At 74.1% G+C, this 20,850-nt stretch carries 20 protein-coding genes; 11 read left to right on the forward strand and 9 right to left on the reverse strand.

Features of this window, described 5'->3' with window-relative positions:
* Positions 1-40: 40 nt before the first annotated feature.
* Positions 41-628 carry a general stress protein gene (locus VKK44_RS18095; protein WP_343442282.1) on the forward strand — a complete coding sequence of 196 codons (588 nt, stop codon included), beginning with the start codon at positions 41-43 and terminating at the stop codon, positions 626-628.
* Between the two features lie 54 nt (positions 629-682).
* Here the strand turns inward: VKK44_RS18095 and VKK44_RS18100 are convergent, their stop codons facing one another.
* Positions 683-1,270 (reverse strand): DUF1684 domain-containing protein, encoded by a 588-nt coding sequence (locus VKK44_RS18100; protein ID WP_343442283.1) that lies wholly within the window; start codon positions 1,268-1,270, stop codon positions 683-685.
* A 123-nt stretch (positions 1,271-1,393) separates the two neighbouring features.
* Here VKK44_RS18100 and VKK44_RS18105 point away from each other — a divergent pair, with 123 nt between their 5' ends.
* Together VKK44_RS18105 and VKK44_RS18110 are read left to right on the forward strand one after the other, a co-directional pair.
* Positions 1,394-1,876, forward strand: a complete 483-nt coding sequence (locus VKK44_RS18105; RefSeq protein ID WP_107160653.1) for a MarR family winged helix-turn-helix transcriptional regulator — start codon at positions 1,394-1,396, stop codon at positions 1,874-1,876.
* An 11-nt stretch (positions 1,877-1,887) separates the two neighbouring features.
* On the forward strand, positions 1,888-2,874 hold the full coding sequence (locus VKK44_RS18110) for a pirin family protein (protein ID WP_281939484.1): 987 nt from the start codon (positions 1,888-1,890) through the stop codon (positions 2,872-2,874).
* Positions 2,875-2,936: 62 nt separating this feature from the next.
* Here VKK44_RS18110 and VKK44_RS18115 read toward each other — a convergent pair whose 3' ends face one another.
* Complete coding sequence (locus VKK44_RS18115; RefSeq protein ID WP_343442284.1) at positions 2,937-3,065, reverse strand: hypothetical protein; 129 nt, start codon at positions 3,063-3,065, stop codon at positions 2,937-2,939.
* A gap of 141 nt (positions 3,066-3,206) precedes the next feature.
* Here VKK44_RS18115 and VKK44_RS18120 point away from each other — a divergent pair, with 141 nt between their 5' ends.
* From VKK44_RS18120 to VKK44_RS18130, 3 genes are all read left to right on the forward strand, one after another.
* Positions 3,207-4,796, forward strand: a complete 1,590-nt coding sequence (locus VKK44_RS18120) for a phospholipase D family protein (RefSeq protein WP_343442285.1) — start codon at positions 3,207-3,209, stop codon at positions 4,794-4,796.
* Positions 4,797-5,748: 952 nt separating this feature from the next.
* Positions 5,749-6,549, forward strand: a complete 801-nt coding sequence (locus VKK44_RS18125) for a SigB/SigF/SigG family RNA polymerase sigma factor (RefSeq protein ID WP_343442286.1) — start codon at positions 5,749-5,751, stop codon at positions 6,547-6,549.
* A gap of 177 nt (positions 6,550-6,726) precedes the next feature.
* On the forward strand, positions 6,727-9,393 hold the full coding sequence (locus VKK44_RS18130) for an ATP-dependent RNA helicase (protein ID WP_343442287.1): 2,667 nt from the start codon (positions 6,727-6,729) through the stop codon (positions 9,391-9,393).
* Between the two features lie 6 nt (positions 9,394-9,399).
* Here the strand turns inward: VKK44_RS18130 and VKK44_RS18135 are convergent, their stop codons facing one another.
* On the reverse strand, positions 9,400-10,125 hold the full coding sequence (locus tag VKK44_RS18135; RefSeq protein ID WP_343442288.1) for a PP2C family protein-serine/threonine phosphatase: 726 nt from the start codon (positions 10,123-10,125) through the stop codon (positions 9,400-9,402).
* A 215-nt stretch (positions 10,126-10,340) separates the two neighbouring features.
* Between VKK44_RS18135 and VKK44_RS18140 the strand changes: the two genes are divergently transcribed.
* Positions 10,341-12,950, forward strand: a complete 2,610-nt coding sequence (locus VKK44_RS18140) for a glycoside hydrolase family 9 protein (RefSeq protein WP_343442289.1) — start codon at positions 10,341-10,343, stop codon at positions 12,948-12,950.
* A gap of 89 nt (positions 12,951-13,039) precedes the next feature.
* Positions 13,040-13,360 carry a DMT family transporter gene (locus VKK44_RS18145; protein WP_343442290.1) on the forward strand — a complete coding sequence of 107 codons (321 nt, stop codon included), beginning with the start codon at positions 13,040-13,042 and terminating at the stop codon, positions 13,358-13,360.
* A 10-nt stretch (positions 13,361-13,370) separates the two neighbouring features.
* Here VKK44_RS18145 and VKK44_RS18150 read toward each other — a convergent pair whose 3' ends face one another.
* Positions 13,371-13,901: a DinB family protein gene (locus VKK44_RS18150; protein WP_343442291.1), complete on the reverse strand. Its 531-nt coding sequence runs from the start codon at positions 13,899-13,901 to the stop codon at positions 13,371-13,373.
* 295 nt (positions 13,902-14,196) lie between these two features.
* Here VKK44_RS18150 and VKK44_RS18155 point away from each other — a divergent pair, with 295 nt between their 5' ends.
* Both VKK44_RS18155 and VKK44_RS18160 read left to right on the forward strand, forming a co-directional pair.
* The gene (locus VKK44_RS18155) at positions 14,197-14,799 is read left to right on the forward strand and encodes an HAD family hydrolase (RefSeq protein WP_343442292.1); all 603 of its coding nucleotides are present in this window, start codon (positions 14,197-14,199) and stop codon (positions 14,797-14,799) included.
* Positions 14,800-14,978: 179 nt separating this feature from the next.
* Positions 14,979-15,512, forward strand: a complete 534-nt coding sequence (locus VKK44_RS18160) for a GNAT family N-acetyltransferase (protein WP_343442293.1) — start codon at positions 14,979-14,981, stop codon at positions 15,510-15,512.
* 1 nt (position 15,513) lies between these two features.
* Here the strand turns inward: VKK44_RS18160 and VKK44_RS18165 are convergent, their stop codons facing one another.
* Genes VKK44_RS18165 through VKK44_RS18185 form a run of 5 tightly spaced genes read right to left on the reverse strand, consistent with a single transcriptional unit; the run spans position 15,514 to position 20,082 of the window.
* Positions 15,514-15,771 (reverse strand): UBP-type zinc finger domain-containing protein, encoded by a 258-nt coding sequence (locus tag VKK44_RS18165; protein WP_343442294.1) that lies wholly within the window; start codon positions 15,769-15,771, stop codon positions 15,514-15,516.
* The gene (locus tag VKK44_RS18170; RefSeq protein WP_343442295.1) at positions 15,768-17,348 is read right to left on the reverse strand and encodes a Na+/H+ antiporter; all 1,581 of its coding nucleotides are present in this window, start codon (positions 17,346-17,348) and stop codon (positions 15,768-15,770) included. The genes VKK44_RS18165 and VKK44_RS18170 overlap by 4 nt, the downstream gene beginning before the upstream one ends.
* Positions 17,349-17,385: 37 nt before the next feature.
* Positions 17,386-18,351, reverse strand: a complete 966-nt coding sequence (locus tag VKK44_RS18175; protein WP_343442296.1) for a TIGR03885 family FMN-dependent LLM class oxidoreductase — start codon at positions 18,349-18,351, stop codon at positions 17,386-17,388.
* A gap of 42 nt (positions 18,352-18,393) precedes the next feature.
* Positions 18,394-19,806, reverse strand: coding sequence for an NADP-dependent succinic semialdehyde dehydrogenase (locus VKK44_RS18180; RefSeq protein ID WP_343442297.1), 1,413 nt, complete (start codon positions 19,804-19,806; stop codon positions 18,394-18,396).
* 12 nt (positions 19,807-19,818) lie between these two features.
* The gene (locus tag VKK44_RS18185) at positions 19,819-20,082 is read right to left on the reverse strand and encodes a DUF6343 family protein (RefSeq protein WP_107160622.1); all 264 of its coding nucleotides are present in this window, start codon (positions 20,080-20,082) and stop codon (positions 19,819-19,821) included.
* Positions 20,083-20,243: 161 nt separating this feature from the next.
* Between VKK44_RS18185 and VKK44_RS18190 the strand changes: the two genes are divergently transcribed.
* Positions 20,244-20,843 carry an antibiotic biosynthesis monooxygenase gene (locus VKK44_RS18190; RefSeq protein ID WP_343442298.1) on the forward strand — a complete coding sequence of 200 codons (600 nt, stop codon included), beginning with the start codon at positions 20,244-20,246 and terminating at the stop codon, positions 20,841-20,843.
* The last annotated feature ends 7 nt before the right edge of the window (positions 20,844-20,850 follow it).

Consider the following 20,850-nt stretch of genomic DNA (forward strand, 5'->3'; position numbering starts at 1 on the left):
CGACGGCGGGAACGCGGCGGGTTGACGAAGGAGGATGCTCATGACCAGACCCTCGACTCCGACCGCGGCCTGGCGACCCGGAATGCCGGGCAGCGACAACCTCCCGTCCGGCCCGGGCGGTCGCCCGACGCCGCCGAGCGGGGACGGGCCGGGGCCGCAGGCCGGCCCGCCGACTGTCACGATCGGCTCGTACCCGGACTATCCGTCCGCCCAGCGCGTGGTGGACTACCTGGCCGACAACCGGTTCCCGGTGGAACGAACGTCGATCGTCGGCACCAACCTGACGCTGGTGGAGACCGTGATGGGGCGGCTCACCACGGGTCGGGCGGCCCTGTTGGGCGCCGGCACCGGCGCCTGGTTCGGCCTGTTCATCGGGTTGCTCTTCGGCATCTTCACCGCCGGCAACTGGCTGGCGGTGATCCTGGTCGGGCTGGTGATCGGCGCGATCTGGGGCGCCGTGTTCGGGGCGGTCGCGCACGCCATGAGCGGTGGGCAGCGCGACTTCACCTCGGCCAGCTCGCTGCGGGCCAGCCAGTACGCGGTCACCGTGGACGCGGAGCTGGCGGAGCAGGCCCGGCAGATGCTCGGCCGGATGCACCTGACGCCCACCGGGGCCACCGCCCGCTGAGGCGCCCGGCGGCCACGCACGGGAGGGTCCCGGTCGGGGCCCTCCCGTGCGGTGTCAGTCGTGGTACGCCCGTTCGCCGGCGCGCAGCGGCACGTCGAGGCGGTTCTCCGGCGGGGCGAGCGGGCAGGCCCACCGGTCGTCGTAGGCGCAACTGGGGTTGTAGAGGTAGTTGGCGTCCAGCCGGACCCGGTTCCCGGGCAGCACGGTCAGGCCCCGCCCGAACGTGCCCTTCACCGTGTCGGTCAGGTAGCGCCCGCCGCCGTACGACCCGTCCCCGCAGCTCGCGTCGCGCAGCGGCACGAACAGCCCGCCCCCGTACGCGTCGATCCACCACAGGGTGAGCGGCCCCCAGGGCGTCTCGGCGACCGCCACCCGGCGGTAGTCGACCACCCCGTCGGGCCCGCCGGTGTCGATGCTCAGCGCGCCCGTGGCGGGCCGCAGCGGCGCCTCCACCACGGCGGCCGGGTCCGGCGGGTACCAGCGCAGTCCGGTGAAGCCGGCCCGGTCGGCGGGCGGCACCGGGCTGCTCGGGTGGCTGCGGAACAGCTCGTCCCGGGCGTGGCGGAACCCGGCCAGGTCGAGGTCGGACAGATAGAGCCCGGCCACCCGCTCCCGCCAGTCGAGCACGTCGAGATCCTCCATCCCCCGACCCTAACCGGCCGATCACTTCAAATTTCGACCGATCACCTCCAGTCGGGCAGTACTGTGCGCGCGGCCACGTCCGGGCCACTTGTTTAAATTTTAAGTAGTGCTACTGTTGCGGACATGACGGAGAGCCTGGACGCGGAGCGGATGGCCTGCTGGCGGGCCTACATCGAGTCGAGCCAGCGGCTGTTCACGCAGTTGGAGGACGACCTGCGCGCGGCCAGCGAGCTGAGCTTCGCCGACTACCACGTGCTGGTGCTGCTCTCCGAGGCGCCCGGGCAGCGGCTGCGCATGGGCGAGCTGGCCGACCGGCTGGTGTTCTCCCCGAGCCGGCTGACCTACCAGGTCACCTCGATGCAGAAGCGCGGCCTGGTGGCCAAGGAGTCCTGCCCGGCCGACCGGCGCGGCAGCGAGGCCGTGCTCACCGCGGCCGGCCTGCTGGCCCTGCGCGAGGCCGCGCCGCACCACCTGCGCTCCGTGCGCACCCACCTGATCGACGACCTCGACGACGCCGAGGTCGCCTGCCTCACCCGGGTCTTCGAGCGGCTCGGCCGGCGCCTGCGCGCCGACCGCCTCGCGTCGTCCACCCCGGCCGACAAGTAAAGGAGCCCGTGATGCCCGCGATCACCGTCGACGACGTCCTCGTCCTGCCCCGCCTGCCGAAGCTCGACGAGTCCACCAGCTACCGCCCGGTCCGCCGGGTGACCACCGCGCCCAGCGGCTACGAGGGCGAGGGCTTCCCGGTCCGCCGCGCCTTCGCCGGGGTCTCCATGACCGATCTCGACCCGTTCATCCACCTCGACCAGATGGGCGAGGTGGACTACGCGCCGGGAGAGCCGAAGGGCACCTCGTGGCATCCGCACCGGGGCTTCGAGACGGTGACCTACATGATCGACGGGATCATGGACCACCAGGACTCGACCGGTGGCGGCGGCACCATCACCGACGGCGACACCCAGTGGATGACGGCCGGCAGCGGCCTGCTCCACATCGAAGCGCCGCCGGAGCAGTTGGTGATGAGCGGTGGCCTGTTCCACGGCCTCCAGCTCTGGGTCAACCTGCCCCGGGTGGCCAAGATGAGCGCGCCGCGCTACCAGGACATCCGCGGTCGGGAGTCGGCGCTGCTCACCACGCCCGACGGCGGTGGCCTGATCCGGGTGATCGCCGGCGAGATCGCCGGGCACCGGGGGCCGGGCTCGACCCACACCCCGATCACCATCGCGCACGTGACGTTGCAGCCCGGGGCCGAGCTGAGCCTGCCCTGGCGGCCGGACTTCAACGCGCTCGTCTACGTGCTGGCCGGCCGGGGCACGGTCGGCACCGACCGGCAGCCGATCCACCTGGGTCAGCTCGCGGTGCACGGGCCGGGCGACGCGCTGCGGATCACCGCCGACCGGACGCAGGACGGCAACACCCCGGCGCTGGAGCTCTACCTGATGGGCGGCCAGCCGATCCGCGAACCGGTGGCGCACTACGGCCCGTTCGTGATGAACACCCGGGCCGAGCTGATCCAGGCGGTCGAGGACTTCCAGGCCGGCCGGCTCGGGGTGATCCCGACCGGGCGGTTGCCGCACAGCGACGGGCAGGGCGACCGGCCCTGACCGGGTGATCAGGGCCACAGCCCGGGTCGGGCGCTCCGGTTCGCCGGGGCGCCCGACGCGGCTCAGGAGACGGCGAAGATGCCGGCCACCCCGAGAATCACCATCAACAGGACCGCCACCAGCGCACCCCGCTCCCCCTCCACCGCCTGGTCGCGGCTGTCGGTCACGGTGTTCGTCGTCTCGGCGGGCATGTCGGTGCCTCCTTGGTTTCGCGATCCAGGGGTCCGGGGTACCCCAGGCGCGTACCGCCGCCGACCTGCTGCGTCGTGGTGCGGGGCCCTGCCGGGGGTCCTACCGTGTGAGGACTGTCGTCGACCTCGGGAGGCTGGAACGTGACCCTGCGGGACTGGTTCCTCACCGCACAGGAACGCGCCAACCCACAGTCTGAGTTACCCGTCTGGACGGATGGAAACCTCGCCGAGCCGCTGATTCACGGATCCGCGTACTTTGACCGGCTGGTCAGCGAGGTGGAGGCGCTGGGCGCCGGCGACCACCTGTTCTTCACCGACTGGCGGGGCGACCCGGACGAGCGGATGCGCCCCGACGGGCCGACCGTGGCCCAACTGTTCGCGCAGGCCGCCCAGCGCGGAGTGATCGTCAAGGGGCTGATCTGGCGCTCCCACCTCGACACGCTCTCCTACAGCGAGGCGGAGAACCGCGACCTCAGCGAGACGATCCGCGCGGCCGGCGGCGAGGTGCTGCTCGACCAGCGGGTCCGCCGCGGCGGCTCGCACCACCAGAAGCTGGTGGTGCTGCGCCACCCGGACGAGCCGGAACGCGACATCGCGTTCGCCGGCGGCATCGACCTGTGCCACAGCCGGCGCGACGACGCCTCGCACGCCGGCGACCCGCAGCCGGTGGGCATGTCCCCCCGGTACGGTCCCACCCCGCCCTGGCACGACGTGCAGCTCGCGGTGCGCGGCCCGGTGGTCGGCGCGTTGGACACCACGTTCCGCGAGCGGTGGACCGACCCGATGCCGCTGGACTCGGAGAACCCGCTCGCCTACCTGCGGGACCGGCTGCGCGGCTCGGACCTCACCCCGGATCCGCTGCCCGCGCAGCCCGCCGACCCGCCGCCCCGTGGCCCGCACCACGTGCAGGTGCTGCGCACCTATCCGGCGGTCCGCCCGCGCTACTCCTTCGCCCCGGACGGCGAGCGCACCGTGGCCCGCGGCTACACCAAGGCGGTCCGCCGGGCCCGCCGGCTGATCTACCTGGAGGACCAGTACCTCTGGTCCACCGAGGTGGCCGAGCTGTTCGCCCAGGCGCTGCGCGAGCACCCGGAGCTGCACCTGGTCGCGGTGGTGCCCCGCCATCCCGACGTGGACGGCCGGCTGGCGCTGCCGCCGAACATGGTGGGCCGGGAGCAGGCGCTCTCGCTCTGCCACCGGGCCGCCCCGGAGCGGGTGCACGTCTTCGACGTGGAGAACCACGAGGGCACCCCGGTCTACGTGCACGCCAAGGTGTGCGTGGTGGACGACGTCTGGGCCAGCGTCGGCAGCGACAACTTCAACCGCCGCTCCTGGACCCACGACAGCGAGCTGTCCTGCGCCGTGCTCGACGACACCCGCGACGAGCGGGCGCCCGCCGACCCGGCCGGCCTCGGCGACGGCGCCCGGGCCTTCGCCCGGGACCTGCGGCTGCGGCTGTGGCGCGAGCACCTGGACCGGGACCCGGACGGGGCGCAGGACGACGACCTGCTGGACCCGGCGGACGCGGTGGCGGCGATCACCGCGGCGGCGGACGCGCTGGACCGCTGGCACGACGGGGGCCGCGTCGGTCCCCGCCCGCCCGGCCGGTTGCGTCCGCACCGCCCCGAGCGACTGCCCTGGCGTACGCGGATCTGGGCGCTGCCCGCGTACCGGCTGGTCTACGACCCGGACGGCAGGCCGCTGCGGGCCCGACGCGCCGGCACCTGGTGACGGCTCGCCGTGTCGTCCAGCGGGTTCGGCCGGGCCGGGTAGGCGAAGGACACCCGGGGCGAGTAGAACCCCCCAGCAGACGTGCAGCGGGTTGGCCGGGCGTAGCGCGTGCACCGGATGGTCGGGCGCCAGGAACTCCACCGACTCGACCTCGAACGGCGACACCGGCTCGGCCACGTACGGGTAGTCGGTGACGATCAGCTCTCCGTCGCGGCGGGTGAGGTAGCGGTGATGGCCGCTGTGCGCGTCGGTGCCGGTGTGCCCGACCCGGGCGGTGACCCGGATCAGCGGGCGGCCGTCGACCGAGGTCTCGGCCGTGAGCCAGCCGCCCCGCAGTTCGAGCCGGGTGACCCCCTCGGCGGCCGGCGCGCCGCGCGCGGCGGCGTACTGGCGGACCCGGTTGCTGGAGGCCAGGTAGTGCGTCCACCAGCCACCGGGCGTCTCCCGGTCCGGCGGTTCCATGTCCGCCAGCGCGACCCCGAGGTAGGTGAGCGAGTAGGCCCCGAAGCCGGAGGTCTGCGTGTCGTCGTCGACCACGTACTGGTTGACGAAGACCTGCCGCTGCGGGTGCGGGCGGAGGCCGGCCGGGACCAGCGCCTCGACCGCGCCCGGGTCCGCCGGGAGCCAGCTGAACAGCAGCGTCCGGGCGTTGATGACGAGTTGCGGCGCGGCGGGATCCAGCACGGTGCCTCCGTAGACGTGTCCCCCACGGACGCTACGGGCGGTCCCGTTGGCGGAACAACGACAGAAAGTCGACACTCCGTCCCCGCGATTCGTGCGGAGTATGACCCGATCCGGACCCTTCCTACCCCGATACACCTTAAGTGCATCATACTTTCGGCTGGATTTTTTCTGGCCGATCGGGCTAAGGTTGCTCCCGAACGGACTACTTAAACCTAAACCACAGCGTCTCTTCTTTTTTCTCCGCGGACGAGGTGCAGGGAGGACCACCATGACCGCCCCGACGACCAAGGCACCCGCGAAGCTCGATCCCCGCTCGCTCACCGACAGCGCCGCCAACCTGCTGGCCGCGATGGCCGCGCTGCCCGTGAACCACCCCTCGCGGGCTGCCCTGCGCGACCGCGCCATCGAGGCCTGGCTCCCGCTGGCCAACCACCTCGCCCACCGCTACAGCGGCCGGGGCGAGCCGAACGACGACCTGGCGCAGACCGCCGCGATCGGGCTGATCAAGGCGATCGACAAGTTCGACCCGTCCCGCGGCGTCGACTTCGCCGGCTACGCCATCCCGACCATCATCGGTGAGCTGAAGCGCCACTTCCGCGACCGCACCTGGGACATCCGGGTGCCGCGCCGGCTCCAGGAGCTGCGCCTGGCGATCTCCGACGCCAACAGCACGCTGCTCCAGACGCTCGGCCGGTCGCCGACGGTCGCCGACATCGCCGCCCACCTCAAGGTCACCGAGGAGGAGGTGCTGGAGGGCCTGGAGGGTGCCCGCGCCTACAACGCGGTGTCGCTGTCCACCCCGACCGGTGACGGCGAGCGCGCCACCGAGCTGGGCGACCTGCTCGGCGGCGAGGACGGCGAGTTCGAACTGGCCGAGATGCGGGTCGCGCTCGGCCCGGCGTTGGCCACGCTCGACGAGCGCGAACAGCGGATCCTCACGCTGCGTTTCTACGGCAACCTGACCCAGTCGCAGATCGCCGAGCAGATCGGCGTCTCGCAGATGCACGTGTCCCGGCTGCTGGCGCGGGCGCTGACCAAGCTGCGCGGCCAGCTCGACGGAACGTACTAGCGGGTCGCGGCCGGGTCGGCGGACCCGGCGCGCGATCCACCAGGCCCGGTCGGCGATGCGCCGACCGGGCCGTTCGCTGCCCAGACCCGGCCGACAGCGGCGCCATCGACGCCCGTCTGCCGCGCCGCCGACGGCGTCCGGTCCAGGGCCCGCCGACGCCCGTGCGAGAGTGGGTCCGTGCTCGCCGATGTTCCCCTCGACCTGCCGGTCCGACCGGTGCTGCCGGCGCTCGTCGAGGCGCTGCGCGCGGCGGGCGCCGGGGTGCTGGTGGCGCCGCCGGGCACCGGCAAGACCACGACAGCGCCGCTGGCGGTCGCCGACGCGGTCGCCGGGCGGGTGGTGATCGCCCAGCCCCGGCGGGTGGCCGCCCGCGCCGCCGCGCACCGGATGGCCGCCCTGCTCGGCGAGCGGGTCGGTGACCGCATCGGGTACGCGGTGCGGGGCGAGCGCCGGAGCGGGCCACGTACCCGGGTCGAGGTGGTCACCACCGGCCTGCTGGTACGCCGGCTGCACCACGACCCGGAGCTGCCCGGAGTGGACGCGGTCCTGCTCGACGAGTGCCACGAGCGGCACCTCGACGCCGACCTGGCGTTGGCGTTCAGCGTCCAGGCCCGGGCCACCCTGCGCCCGGACCTCTGGCTGCTGGCGATGTCGGCGACCCCGCAGGCGGACCGGTTCGCCGCGCTGCTCGGCGGCGGCGCGCCCGCCCCGGTCGTCCGTGCCGAGGCCGCCCTGCATCCCGTCGACCGGGTGTGGGCGCCGCCGCCGCGCCCGATCGCCCCGCCCGGCGCCGGCCGGGTGGACCCGGCCCTGCTGGACCACGTCGCCGCCACGGTGCGTCGGGCGCTGCGCGAGCGGGCCGGCGACGTGCTGGTCTTCCTGCCCGGGGCGGGCGAGATAGCGGCCGTCGCCGGGCGACTGGCCGACCTGCGCGACACGGTCGCCGTGCTGCCGCTGCACGGCCGGCTGTCCGGTGCCGCCCAGGACGCGGCGCTGGCTCCCGGCCCGGGAGCGGCCGGCCCGGGACCCGTCCGTCGGCGGGTCGTGCTGGCCACCGCCGTGGCGGAGAGCAGCCTGACCGTGCCGGGGGTACGGGTGGTGGTGGACGCCGGGCTGAGCCGGGTGCCGCGCACCGACCTGGCCCGCGGGCTGGGTGCCCTGGTCACCGTGCCGGTGTCCCGGGCGGCGGCCACCCAGCGGGCCGGCCGGGCCGGGCGGGAGGCGCCGGGCGCGGTCTACCGCTGCTGGTCGCAGGCGACCCACGCCCGGCTCGCCCCGCAGCCCGAACCGGAGATCGCCACCGCCGACCTGACCGGGTTCGCGCTGGAGCTGGCCGCCTGGGGCACGCCGGACGGCACCGGCCTGGCCCTGCCCGACGCACCGCCGCCGGCCGCGCTGGCGGTGGCCCGGGAAACCCTGGCCACGCTCGGCGCGGTCGACACCGACGGCCGGATCACGCCCCGGGGCCGGGCGATCGCGTCGGTCGGCGCCCATCCCCGGCTGGCCCGGGCGCTGCTCGACGGCGCGCGGCGGGTGGGCGCCGACCGCGCGGCCGAGGTGATGGCGGTGCTCGCCGAGGAGGCGTCGGGCAGCGCCGGGGACGACCTGCCGGCCCGGTGGCGCCGGCTGCGCGCCGGCACCGACCCGGCCGCCACCGCCCGGTGGCGGGCCGAGGTACGCCGGCTGCGCGCCGCGCTGCCCGCCCGCACCGCCGACGGCCGGCCGGCACCCGGGGCGACGACCGGCCGACCACCGCACCGGCCCGCCGGCGACACCGACGGCCGACCGGAACAGTCCGGCGGGAAAGCCGGCGAACGCCCGGAACAGCCCGGAGGGAGAACCGGCGGCCGGCCGGACCGCCTGCCCGACGATCTGGCCGCCGGGCTGCTGGCCGGCCTGGCGTACCCGGAACGGCTGGCCCGGGTGCGGCGGGCCGGCGGGTCCGCGTACCTGATGGCCGGTGGGACCGCCGCGGAGCTGGCGGCCGGGTCGGGGCTGGCCGGGTCGACGTGGCTGGCCGTCGCGGTCGCCGACCGCTCCCCCGGCGCGCCGGCCGCCCGGGTCCGGCTGGCCGCGCCGGTCGACGAGGCGACCGCGCGCGAGGCCGGCGCGGCGCTGCTGCGCGACGGTCGGGAGGTCGCCTGGTCCGGCGGCGAGGTGGTGGCCCGCGAGGTGGTCCGCCTCGGCGCGATCGAGCTGGTCGACCGCCCGCTCGCCGCGCCCGAGCCGGAACTGGTCGCGGCGGCGGTGCTGGACGGGCTGCGGCAGGAGGGTCCGGGGCTGCTGCGCTGGACGCCCGAGGCGACCGCGCTGCGCCACCGGTTGGCCTTCTGCCGACAGGCGCTCGGCGACGACTGGCCGGACGTGTCGGACGCCGCGTTGCTCGCCGCCGCGCCCGCCTGGCTCGGACCGGAGCTGGCCCGGGCCCGCCGCCGGGCCGACCTGGCCCGGATCGACGTGGCCACGGCGCTGCGCCGGCTGCTCGACTGGCGGGCGGCGGCCCGGCTGGACGAGCTGGCGCCGGAGCGGCTGCCGGTGCCGAGCGGCTCGCGGATCCGGGTGGACTACACCGACCCGGCGGCCCCGGTGCTCGCGGTCAAGCTCCAGGAGACGTTCGGCTGGCGGGACGCGCCGCGGATCGCCGACGGGCGGGTGCCGGTGCTGCTGCACCTGCTCTCCCCGGCCGGGCGGCCGGTGGCGGTCACCGCGGACCTGGCGTCGTTCTGGCGGAGCGGCTATCCGCAGGTGCGGGCGGAGCTGCGCGGGCGCTACCCGCGACACCCGTGGCCGGAGGACCCGACGACGGCCGAGCCGACCCGCCGGGCCAGCCCGCGCCGGCGCTGACCGGGCTCACTCCTCGACAACGTCGGCGATCACCACGGTGATGTTGTCCGGGCCGCCGGCGCGCAGTGCGAGGTCGATGAGACGGGCCGCGCAGGCGTCCCGGTCCAGGCCCTCGCCCAGCACCTCGGTGAGCGTGTCGGCGCGGACCACGTTGGAGAGGCCGTCGCTGCACAGCAGCCAGCGGTCACCGGCCCGGGGCACCATGGTCGCGTACGCCGGGGAGACCTGGTCGCCCTGCAACGCCTGGGTCACCACGGCGCGGCGGGGGTGGCTGCTCGCCTGGTCGGGGGTGATCAGCCCCTGGTCGACGAGCATCTGCACGAACGTGTCGTCGCGGGTGACCTGCTTGAGCACGCCGGCGCGGAACAGGTAGGCCCGGGAGTCGCCGACGTGCGCCAACGCCAGGCAGCTCCCGGTGCGGGCGAACAGCAGCGCGGTCAGCGTGGTGCCCATGCCCTGGCGTTCCGGGTCCTCCTCGACCGCCGCGCGGATGCCCGCGGTGGCCCGCTCGATGGCGCCCTGGAGCGCGGCGACCAGCGCGTCCTCCGGGGTTTCCACGTCCAGCGGGGCGATCGCGTCGATCGCGATGCGGCTGGCCAGGTCGCCGGCCGCCATGCCGCCCATGCCGTCGGCGACCGCGACCAGCCAGGGACCCGCGTGCTGGGCGTCCTGGTTGCCGCTGCGGATCAGCCCACGGTCGCTCGCTCCGACGGAACGAAGCTTCAGGGTCATGGGACGCAGCCTGCCAGGTCGAGGGCTCGGTTGTCTCTAGGAGATCACCATCATCGTACGTGGCGCGGCGAATCTCACTGCGTGTGGGCGTGCGCCCGCCATCGGACCGGATCGATTGACAGCGACGGAACGCGATGGAAACATCGGCCTGATATTGGGAGCGCTCCCAGCTCCCGTGTTCTCCCCCACCACCCCCGAGCACGGAAGGAACCTCCGTGACCCGATCCCGTCGTCGGCTGGTCGCGCTCACCGCGGCCGCCGCGTTGGCCCTCACCGGCGCCACCGCCGGCCCGGCCCTTGCCGAAGTACCCCCGGACGCCCCCGAACAGCTCCGCAACGGCGACTTCAGCGCCGGTGTCTCCCCCTGGTTCTCCTACGGCACCGGCGAGCTGGGGGTCACCGACGGCCGCCTCTGCACCACGGTCGCCGCCGGCACGGCCAACCCGTGGGACGCCGGCATCGGCCAGGACGCGGTGCCGCTGATCTCCGGCGCCGAGTACGAACTCTCCTTCGACGTCTCCGCCACCCCCGGCGCGGCGCTCAAGGCGGTGCTCCAGCTCGGCAGCGCGCCCTACACCACGTACGCCAGCGTCGACGCCACCGCCACCGGCACCGCGAAGCACGTCACCACCACGTTCACCGCGCCGGCCGACAACGCCGGCGCCCAGCTCATCTTCCAGGTCGGCGGCAGCGCCCAGGCGCAGACGTTCTGCCTCGACAACGTGTCGCTGCGCGGCGGCGAGGCGGCCCCGCCGTACGAGCCGGACACCGGCCCCCGGGTCCGGGTCAACCAGGTCGGCTACCTGCCCGGCGGCCCGAAGCACGCCACCGTGGTCACCGACGCCACCGAGGCGCTGCCCTGGCAGTTGACGTCGGCCGCCGGGTCCGTGGTGGCCAGCGGCGAGACCACGCCGCGCGGCGTGGACGAGGCGTCGGCGCAGCGCGTGCAGACCGTCGACTTCTCCGCGTACCGCACGCCCGGCACCGGCTACCGGCTGACCGTCGACGGGGAGACCAGCCACCCGTTCGACATCTCCGGCACGCTCTACGACCGGCTGCGCGCCGACTCGCTCCAGTTCTTCTACGCCCAGCGCAGCGGCATCGCGATCGACGGCGACCTGATCGGTGACGAGTACGCCCGTCCCGCCGGCCACCTCGACGTCGCCCCCAACAAGGGCGACACCGACGTGCCCTGCCAGCCCGGCGTCTGCGACTACAAGCTGGACGTGCGCGGCGGCTGGTACGACGCCGGCGACCACGGCAAGTACGTGGTCAACGGCGGCATCGCCACCTACCAGCTGCTCAACGCGTTCGAGCGCACCAAGACCGCGGAGACCGCCGACGGCGGCGCGGCGCTCGGCGACGCCACGCTCCGGGTGCCCGAGCGCGGCAACGACGTGCCGGACGTGCTCGACGAGGCCCGTTGGGAGCTGGACTTCCTGCTGCGCATGCAGGTGCCGGCCGGCAAGCCGCTGGCCGGAATGGTCCACCACAAGATCCACGACCAGAACTGGACCGGCCTTCCGCTCGCCCCGCAGGACGACCCGCAGCCGCGCGAGCTGCACCCGCCGTCCACCGCGGCCACGCTCAACCTGGCCGCCGTCGCCGCCCAGTGCGCCCGGCTGTTCGCCCCGTACGACGCCGCGTTCGCGGCCCGCTGCGGCACGGCCGCGAAGACCGCGTACGCGGCGGCCAAGGCGCACCCGGCGATCTACGCCTCGGCCAGCGACGGCACCGGCGGCGGCGCGTACGAGGACAACAACGTCAGCGACGAGTTCTACTGGGCGGCGGTCGAGCTGTGGCTGACCACCGGCGACAAGGCGTACCTGGCCGACGTCACCGGCTCGCCGCTGCACACCGCCGACGTGTTCACCCCGAACGGCGCGTTCGGCTGGCAGAGCGTGGCCGCGCTGGGCCGGCTCGACCTGGCCACCGTGCCGAACACGCTCCCGGCAGCCGAGAAGACCCGGATCCGCGCCTCGGTGACCACCGCCGCCGACCGCTACCTGGCGGCGCTCCGCGACCAGGCGTACGGGCTGCCACTGCCCGGCACCGCCGACGCGTACGTCTGGGGCAGCAACAGCAACATGGTGAACAACGCCATCGTGCTGGCGACCGCGTTCGACCTGAGCCGGGACGCGAAGTACCGGGACGGCGCGGTGCAGAGCGCCGACTACCTGTTCGGCCGCAACGCGCTGAACATGTCCTACGTGACCGGTTGGGGCGAGCAGAACGCCCACAACCAGCACAGCCGGATCTTCGCCCACCAGTTGAACCCGGACCTGCCGAACCCGCCGGCCGGCTCGCTCGCCGGCGGCCCGAACGCCGCGCTCCAGGACCCGTACGCCGCGAACCTGCTCGCCGGCTGCGCGCCGACGCTCTGCTACGTCGACGACATCAACTCGTACTCGACCAACGAGGTGGCGATCAACTGGAACTCGGCGCTGGCCTGGCTCGCCTCGTTCCTGGCCGACCAGGGTGACGCGGCGGCGGTGCCGGCGCCCACCTGCGCGGTCACGTACACCACCCACGGGAGTTGGCCGTCCGGCTTCACCACCCAGGTGACGGTGCGCAACACCGGCACGTCGGCGGTGAACGGGTGGAGCCTGCGGTGGGCCTTCACCGGCGACCAGAAGGTGAGCCAGTCCTGGTCGGCGCAGGTCACCCAGACCGGCGCCACGGTGACGGCGAAGAACCTGGCGTGGAACGCCAAACTGGCACCGGGCGCGTCCACCACGTTCGGCCTGAACGGCACCTCCTCGGGTGCCCCCAACCCCGATCCCACCCTGATCACCCTGAACGGGAAGGCCTGCACGCTCTCCTGACCCGTTCCCGTCCCCGCGACCGTGCGGTGGCGGCGCCCGCCCGGCGTCGTCACCGCACGGTCGGTGACGCCGGCGGGTACGGTCCCGGCATGGCGTACCTGCTCCTGGCCCTCGCGATCGCCGCCGAGGTGGTCGGCACCAGCCTGCTCAAGGCGAGCGACGGGTTCACCCGGCTCTGGCCCACGGTCGGCCTGGTGGTGTGCTACCTGACCGCGTTCGGGCTGCTCGCCCTCGTGGTCCGGGACGTCCCGGTCGGCGTGGCGTACGCGATCTGGTCCGGGCTGGGCACCGCCGCCATCATGGCGGTCGGCGCGGCGTTCCTGGGTGAGCCGCTGAGCGTGACCAAGGTCGTCGGGGCCGGCCTGGTCATCGCCGGCGTGGTGGTGCTCAACCTCGGCGGCGCCCACTGAGCCACGGCCGTCAGGGTCGCCCGGAGGCCGCGCGCAGCAACCGGAGTTGACCGATCTCGGCCACGTTCTTCATGAGTTCGGCGTTGACCCAGCCGACCAGGTGCGCGACCGTGAGCCCGGCGTCCGCCGACCACGGGAACGCGGCGGGCCGCGCCAGGTCGGCGGCGGTCAGCCGGCCGAGCCCGTCCGTCCACTCCGTCCGTAGGCCACGCAGCCAGGAGATGGTCTCCTCCCCCGGCCCGGGCCACACCACGTCGTCACGCTGCCGTGCCGGCCGCTGGCCGAGGTGGTCCCCGGCGACCGACCACCACCACCCGAGATGCCACGTGAGCCACGCGATCGTGGGCGCCGGGACCGGGTCCGGCTCGACGTCGGCCCAGTCGGGACGCCACGCGTCGTCCGCGTCGCGGCGCATCGTCCAACAGAGCGCGGCCGGCTCCCACAGGAAGTCCGCCGCGTCCAGCCTTTCGAGGTGGTGCTCACCCAACGACCAGGTCAGCTCGAACTGCCAGCGCAGCAGGGCGGGGGCGGTGAGGGTCACCGGCCGATCGTGGCACGGCAGCGGGGGTCCGGGCTATCGATTACCGGCCCCGGTCGCACGGCCCGGCGTTCGGCCCGACGGCCCCTCGCCGGCGGGCGGTTCAGTCGACCGGCCGGCGCATCGCGACCCGGTCGGTCGCGTCGAAGCCGAGCGCCGCCTCGGCCGCCAGGAACCCGGCCAGCCCCCGGGGTCAGCTCCGCCTCGGCCAGTTCGCGGCGGTTCTGGTCTGCGGCACGGCGCCGACCCTGGCAGAGCGGAGGAAAGAGGCGAGCGCATTTCGGCGTACCCTGCACCGGTGACCCTTCCGCTGCCGGCCGGCGACTTCCGCGCGTACCTGTTCGACTGCGACGGCACGATCGTCGACTCGATGCCGGTGCACCACCGGGCCTGGTGCGCGGCGCTGGCCGAGTGGGGCTGCGAGTTCCCGGAGGACCTCTTCTACGCCTGGGGCGGCCGGCCGGTCGTCGACATCGTCGTCGACCTGAACCGGCGGCACGGCCTGGCGATGCCGGTCGAGGCGGTGGCCCGCCGCCGGGAGGACCTGTTCCAGGAGCTGCTGCCCGGGGTGAGCGCCGTGCCCGAGGTGCTGGCGCACATCGAGGACGCGCACGGGCGGCTGCCGTTCGCGGTCGTCTCCGGCAGCACCCGGGAGTCGGTGACCGCGTCGCTGACCACGCTGGGCCTGCTCGACCGGTTCGACACAATGGTCTGCGCCGAGGACTGCGCGCGGCCCAAGCCCGACCCGGAGGGTTACCTGCTGGCCGCCCGACGGCTCGGCGTCGAACCGGCCGCCTGTCTCGTCTTCGAGGACACCGACCTCGGCGTGGCGGCGGCGACGGCGGCCGGCATGGCGTCGGTCCGGGTGCCCCACCCCCGGGAGCGGTCGGCCGCCCGGTGACCGTGCCGAGCGGACCGCCGGGCGTTCACGGTGCGTGACGCGTCAGCGGGAGCATGCGGACGGACACGATATACCGCTGGGTCATATTTATGACCTGCTGTCATATCGCTCGCGACGGCAACGTTCGGTAGGCGCCGAGCCGGCCCGCACCGACCGCGCCGGTGTAGCAGCATGGCGGGATGACCGACCAGCGGAGCATCACCATCCGGCCGGGCGGCCCGGCGGACGCGCCCACCGTGCTGCGGCTGTTCGACAGCGCCATCGCGTGGCTGGTCGAACGCGGCCGGCCCGAGCAGTGGGGCGTCGACCCGGTCTCGACCGACACGCGCCACATCGCCCGGGCCGACGCCTACGCTCGCGGCGGCGGCCTGCACCTCGCCGAGATCGACGGCGCGGTCGTCGGCGCGCTGGTGGTCGGCGACGCGACCGAGCACGTGCCGCCGGCCACCGAGCCGGAGCTGTACGTCAACCTGCTCGTCACCGACCGGGCGCACGCGGGCCGGGGGGTCGGCGCGCGGCTGCTGGCGTACGCGGCGGAGCTGGCCCGCGAACGCGGGCTGGGCCTGCTGCGGGTGGACTGCTTCCGGAGCGCGGACCGGGCGCTGGTGCGCTTCTACGAGGGCTGCGGCTTCACCGCCACCGACCCGTTCACCGTGCAGCGGCCGGGCCGGGCGCCGTGGCCGGGGCAGGTGCTGGCCCGCCGGCTCGACTGAGTCAGCCGATCTCCTCGTCCTCGAAGCACCAGCGCCACGACTCCCCCGGCTCGATCGAGCGCATCACCGGGTGCCCGGTGGACTGGAAGTGCTTCGTGGCGTGCTGGTACGGCGACGAGTCGCAGCAGCCCACGTGCCCGCAGCTCAGGCAGGCGCGCAGGTGGACCCAGTCCCGGTTGCCGATCGCCACGCAGTCGGGGCACTCGGTGGTGGTGGCCGGCTCGGCGTCGCCCGCCCCGGTCAGGTGCTCGCAACTCATTCGGAAACCTCCTGTCGTAGCAGCGACTCCTCCAGGTCCAGATCCCGGTAGGCGCGGGTGAGCACCTCTTCCGGGATCTGGCCCGAGTCGCGGGCGGCGCGGAACACCTCCCGCTCGGCGTCGATCATCTCCTGCCGCAGCCGCGCGTACGCCTGGGAGGGGGTTTCCCGGTCGGTGCCGCCGAGCCGTTCCCAGGCCACGTTGGCGCGGGACGTGGTCAGTCCGCGCAGCCGCTCCACCACGGCCTCGGGAGCTTCGCCGGCCAGCGCGTCGAGCCGTTCCCGGGCGGCGCGGCTGGCCCGCTGCTGCACCCCGGCGGCGGAGAGCGCGTCCTGCACCGGGTCGTCCGGGGGCAGCCGCAGCCGACGGGCCACCCACGGCAGCGTGGCGCCCTGCCCGACCAGGGTGGCCACGATCACCGCGAAGGCCAGCCAGATCAGCAGCGCACGCGGATAGGGCCGGTCGTCGGCGAGGGTGAGCGGCAGGCCCAGCGCGGCGGCCAGCGTCACCACGCCGCGCATGCCGGCCCAACTGATGACGATGGGGATCTGCACCGGCGGCGCGGGGTCACGCTGGCGGACCCGGGGCACCAGCCGGGCCAGGTAGGTGGCGGGGAACATCCAGACGAAGCGGGCCAGGAAGACGGCGGCCAGCACCCCGGCGGTGATCCCGACCAGCGAGCCGATCGGCTCGTCGAGGTCGCGCACCACCTCGGGCAGTTGCAGGCCGACCAGGAGGAACACCAGCCCCTCCAGCAGGAACTGGATCAGTCGCCAGAACGCGGTCACCTGGAGGCGGGACGCGGCCGACATGAGCATCGGCAGCTTGTGCCCGATGCCGAGCCCGGTCACCACCACCGCGACCACGCCGGACGCGTGGATCTCCTCGGCGGCGTACACCACGGCGAACGGCACGATCAGCGACAGCGCATTGTCCAGCACCGGGTCGGTGATGCGCTTGTGCAGGTGGCCGAAGACCACGACGCCCAACAGCCCGACCACGATTCCGCCGCCGGCGGCGACCAGCACCTCCCGGGCCACCGCACCGACACCGACCCCGCCGCTGGTGGCGGTGGCCGCGACGATGGCCACCCGCAGCAGCACCAGCGCGGTGGCGTCGTTGACCAGGCTCTCGCCCTCCAGGATGGTGACGATGCGCCGGGGCAGGCCGACCCGACGGGCCACCGCGGTGGCGGCGACCGCGTCGGGCGGCGCCACCACCGCGCCGAGCGCCAGGCAGATCGCGTACGGCAGGTCGGGCAGGAACAGGTGCACGACGGTGCCCACCACGAACGCGGTGAAGATCACCAGCCCGACCGCGAGCAGCAGGATCGGCCGCAGGTTGAGCCGGAACGCCGGCACCGACGTGTTCACCGCCGCCACGTAGAGCAGCGGCGGCAGGATGCCGACGAGCACCAGGTCCGGGTCCAGCCGTACGTGCGGGAAGAACGGCAGGAAGGACAACGCGAGGCCGAGCACCACCAGCAGGATCGGTGCCAGCAACCCGAGCCGGCGGGCCAGCGCCGCGCCGAACGTGGCGATCGCCAGGAACACCACGACCTCGAACAGAGCTTCCATGGGGTACGAGCCTAGGCGTCCCCCGGTCGCGCCGTGATCACGCGGCCGGTCGTACCTTCGGCAGCACCTCGGCCCCGAACGCGTCGAGGAACGCCCGCTGCTCCTGCCCGACGTGGTGCAGGGCGATCTGGTCGAAGCCCAGCGCCACGTACTCCTCCAGCCAGCCGACGTGCCGGCCCAGGTCGGCCGAGACGTTGACGGCTTCGGTGACCCTCGACATCGGCACCTCGGCGCTGACCTCGTCGAAGTGTGCGGCGGTCTCCAGGTCCCAGCAGACCGGCGGCGCGAACACGTTGCTGCGCCACTGCTCGTACGCGATGGCCTCGGCCTCGGCCTGCTCGGGCGCCCAGCTCACGTGCACCTGGAGGTGCAGCGGCCCGCGCCCGCCGGCGTCCCGGTAGGCGTCGATCATCTGCCGGAGGTGCTCGACCGGCGCGTTGACCGTGATCAGCCCGTCGGCCCACTCGGCGCACCAGCGGGCGGTGGCCACGCTGACCGCGGCGCCGACCAGCGCGGGCGGCTCCTCGGGGCGGGTCCACAGCTTCGCCCGGTCCACGGTGACCAGCCCGTCGTGGCTGACCTCCTCGCCGGCCAGCAGCGCCCGGATCACGTCGACGCATTCGCGCAGCCGCGCGCTGCGGACGTCCTTGCGGGGCCAGACGTCGCCGGTGATGTGCTCGTTGCTGGCCTCGCCGGTGCCCAGCGCCGCCCAGAACCGCCCCGGGTACATGGCGCCGAGCGTGCCGATGGCCTGCGCGATGATCGCCGGGTGATAGCGCTGGCCGGGCGCGTTGACCACGCCGAAGGAGAGGTTGGTGGCCTGGAGCGCGGCGCCGAGCCAGGACCAGGCGAACCCGGACTGGCCCTGCCGCTCGCTCCACGGGGAGAAGTGGTCGGAGCACATGGCCGCGTCGAAGCCGACGCGTTCGGCGTGGATCACCGCCTCCAGCAGCCGGGCCGGGTGGATCTGCTCATGGGATGCGTGGAAGCCGAACGCCGTCATGGGCAGCACTCCTACCCATGCCGGCGGCCGGCCAACCTCGCCTCACTCGGCGTGGGCGCCGGCGCCCGCGCCGGCCTCGCCCTCGCCGATCCACACCGTCTTGGTGTTGCAGAACTCGCGCATGCCCAGCGCGGACAGCTCGCGGCCGTACCCGGAGTTCTTCACGCCGCCGAACGGCAACTCCGGGTAGGACGTGGTCATGCCGTTGACGAACACGTTGCCGGCGTCCAGGTCGGTGGCGAAGCGCTCCTGCTCGGCCGGGTCGGTGGTCCAGGCGTTCGAGCCGAGGCCGAAGCTGGTGCCGTTGGCCACCTCGATCGCCTCCTCGTACGAGCCGACCCGGTAGAGGCCGGCGACCGGGCCGAACACCTCCTCGCTCCACATCCGCATCTCCGGCCGCAGGTCGGTGACCACGGTCGGCGGGTAGTACCAGCCGTCCCCGGTCGGCTTCTCGCCGCCGCAGAGCACGGTGGCCCCCTGCTGGACCGCGTCGGTCACCTGGTCGTGGACCTCGTCCCGGCCGCGTTCGCTGGCCAGCGGGCCGACGTCGGTGCCGGAGTCCATCGGGTCGCCGACCCGCAGCGCCGCCATCCGGGCGGCGAACTTCTCGGCGAACGCGTCGAAGACGTCGGTGTGCACGATGAACCGCTTGGCGGCGATGCAGGACTGGCCGTTGTTCTGGCAGCGGGCGGTGGTGGCCACCTCGGCGGCCTTGTCCAGGTCGGCCGAGGGCATCACCACGAACGGGTCGCTGCCGCCCAGTTCCAGCACGGTCTTCTTGAGTTCCCGGCCGGCGATCTGGGCGATGGAGCGGCCGGCCGGCTCGCTGCCGGTCAACGTGGCGGCGCGGACCCGGGGGTCGCTGAGGATCCGGTCCACCGCGTCGGAGCCGACCAGCAGCGTGGTGAACGCGCCCTCGCCGAAACCGGCCCGGCGGAACAGGTCCTCCAGGTAGAGCGCGGTCTGCGGCACGTTCGAGGCGTGCTTGAGCAGGCCGGTGTTGCCGGCCATCAGGGCCGGGGCGGCGAAGCGCATCACCTGCCAGAGCGGGAAGTTCCACGGCATCACCGCCAGCACCGCGCCGATCGGCTGGTAGCGGACGTACGCCCGCTTCGCCTTGACCGCCGCGGCGTCGGCCGGCTCGTCGGCGAGCATCGCCGGCGCGTGCTCGGCGTAGAAGCGGCAGGCGGTGGCGCACTTGGTGACCTCCGCCTTCGCGGCGGCGTACGTCTTGCCCATCTCGGTGGTCATCAGCCGGGCGGTCCCGTCCCGCTCGGCGTCGAGCAGATCGGCGGCGGCGAGCAGCCACCGGGCGCGCTGCGCGACCGTGGTGTCCCGCAACCGCCGGTACGCGAGGTGGGCCCGCTCGATGGCGGCGTCGACCTGCTCGTCCGACATCGCGTCGTACGTCTTGAGCACCTGTCCGGTGGCGGGATCGGTGGTGGCGATGGGCATGGCGTACTCCTGTCACTCGAACAGCGAGTGCCGCACGCCCGGCTCCTCCCGACGGCGGGCGGCGCGACGGCGCTGGATGACGACCAGGTCGACCACGGCCACCACGGCGAGGATCGCGCAGACCACGCCCAGCCAGGCCAGGTCGGCGGCGAACGCGAACACCGCGAGGACGGTCATCACGACCACACCGAACAGGGCCAGCACGAGGCGCAGGTTCAGCGCGCTGTTCGCGTGTCCGACCGTGCCACGGGCGCGGCGGGGCTGTGATCGGGTCATTCTTCCCGGCTACCCCGGCTCGGCCGGGGTTAACCGGTCGGGCCGCCGCGACCGGTGATCCCGGACACGGAGCGGGTACGCGCCGGATGCGATCGCGGGGTGGACGCGTTGGATCGGTCTGCCGGTTCCGGCGGAGATCCCGCGGCGGTGGAGAGGATGGCATGACCACGATGCAGGCGGTACCCGTGACCGTCGCCGTGTCCCGGCGCGCCGACCCGGCGCGTACCGGGGAGATGGTGGCGTGGATGCGGGCCGGGACGGCGCTCGCGGAGAGCTTCCCGGGGTTCCTGGGCGCCGGCTTCGTCCGCAGCGCCCCGAATTCCGCCGAGTGGCACGTGATGTACCGCTTCGCCGACGCGGACACGCTGCGCGGCTGGGAGGACTCGCCGCAGCGGCACTGGTGGCTCAGCTCCGCGCAGGGCATCGTCGAGCACACCCGGGTGGAGCGCCGCACCGGCATCGAGGGCTGGTTCGACCCGCCGGTGGACCACGTGGTGGAGACCGTCGGGGCGGCGGAGGCGGTCGCGCCGGCCGCGCCGCCGCGCTGGAAGCAGGCGGTCACCATCTGGCTGGCGTTCTTCCCGCTCAGCCTCACCGCCACGCTGCTGACCGCCCGGTTCGTCGCCGACGTGCCGCTGGCGGGCCGGACGCTGCTGATGACGCTCGTGCTGACGCCGCTGATGACCTACCTGGTGCTGCCGCGGATCACCCGGGCGCTGCACTGGTGGCTGCACGGCCAGCCGGCACCCTGGCGGCACTGACCCCGGC

Source organism: Micromonospora sp. DSM 45708, assembly GCF_039566955.1.
In the GTDB taxonomy this organism is placed as follows: Bacteria; Actinomycetota; Actinomycetes; order Mycobacteriales; family Micromonosporaceae; genus Micromonospora.

Coding starts and splice junctions, on each gene's coding strand:
- VKK44_RS18145 (WP_343442290.1), top strand. CDS start 13,040: ATGGCGTACCTGCTCCTGGCCCTCGCGATCGCCGCCGAGGTGGTCGGC.
- VKK44_RS18095 (WP_343442282.1), top strand. CDS start 41: ATGACCAGACCCTCGACTCCGACCGCGGCCTGGCGACCCGGAATGCCG.
- VKK44_RS18165 (WP_343442294.1), bottom strand. CDS start 15,771: ATGAGTTGCGAGCACCTGACCGGGGCGGGCGACGCCGAGCCGGCCACC.
- VKK44_RS18190 (WP_343442298.1), top strand. CDS start 20,244: ATGACCACGATGCAGGCGGTACCCGTGACCGTCGCCGTGTCCCGGCGC.
- VKK44_RS18135 (WP_343442288.1), bottom strand. CDS start 10,125: ATGACCCTGAAGCTTCGTTCCGTCGGAGCGAGCGACCGTGGGCTGATC.
- VKK44_RS18180 (WP_343442297.1), bottom strand. CDS start 19,806: ATGCCCATCGCCACCACCGATCCCGCCACCGGACAGGTGCTCAAGACG.
- VKK44_RS18100 (WP_343442283.1), bottom strand. CDS start 1,270: ATGGAGGATCTCGACGTGCTCGACTGGCGGGAGCGGGTGGCCGGGCTC.
- VKK44_RS18160 (WP_343442293.1), top strand. CDS start 14,979: ATGACCGACCAGCGGAGCATCACCATCCGGCCGGGCGGCCCGGCGGAC.
- VKK44_RS18105 (WP_107160653.1), top strand. CDS start 1,394: ATGACGGAGAGCCTGGACGCGGAGCGGATGGCCTGCTGGCGGGCCTAC.
- VKK44_RS18125 (WP_343442286.1), top strand. CDS start 5,749: ATGACCGCCCCGACGACCAAGGCACCCGCGAAGCTCGATCCCCGCTCG.
- VKK44_RS18185 (WP_107160622.1), bottom strand. CDS start 20,082: ATGACCCGATCACAGCCCCGCCGCGCCCGTGGCACGGTCGGACACGCG.
- VKK44_RS18110 (WP_281939484.1), top strand. CDS start 1,888: ATGCCCGCGATCACCGTCGACGACGTCCTCGTCCTGCCCCGCCTGCCG.
- VKK44_RS18175 (WP_343442296.1), bottom strand. CDS start 18,351: ATGACGGCGTTCGGCTTCCACGCATCCCATGAGCAGATCCACCCGGCC.
- VKK44_RS18115 (WP_343442284.1), bottom strand. CDS start 3,065: ATGCCCGCCGAGACGACGAACACCGTGACCGACAGCCGCGACCAGGCG.
- VKK44_RS18170 (WP_343442295.1), bottom strand. CDS start 17,348: ATGGAAGCTCTGTTCGAGGTCGTGGTGTTCCTGGCGATCGCCACGTTC.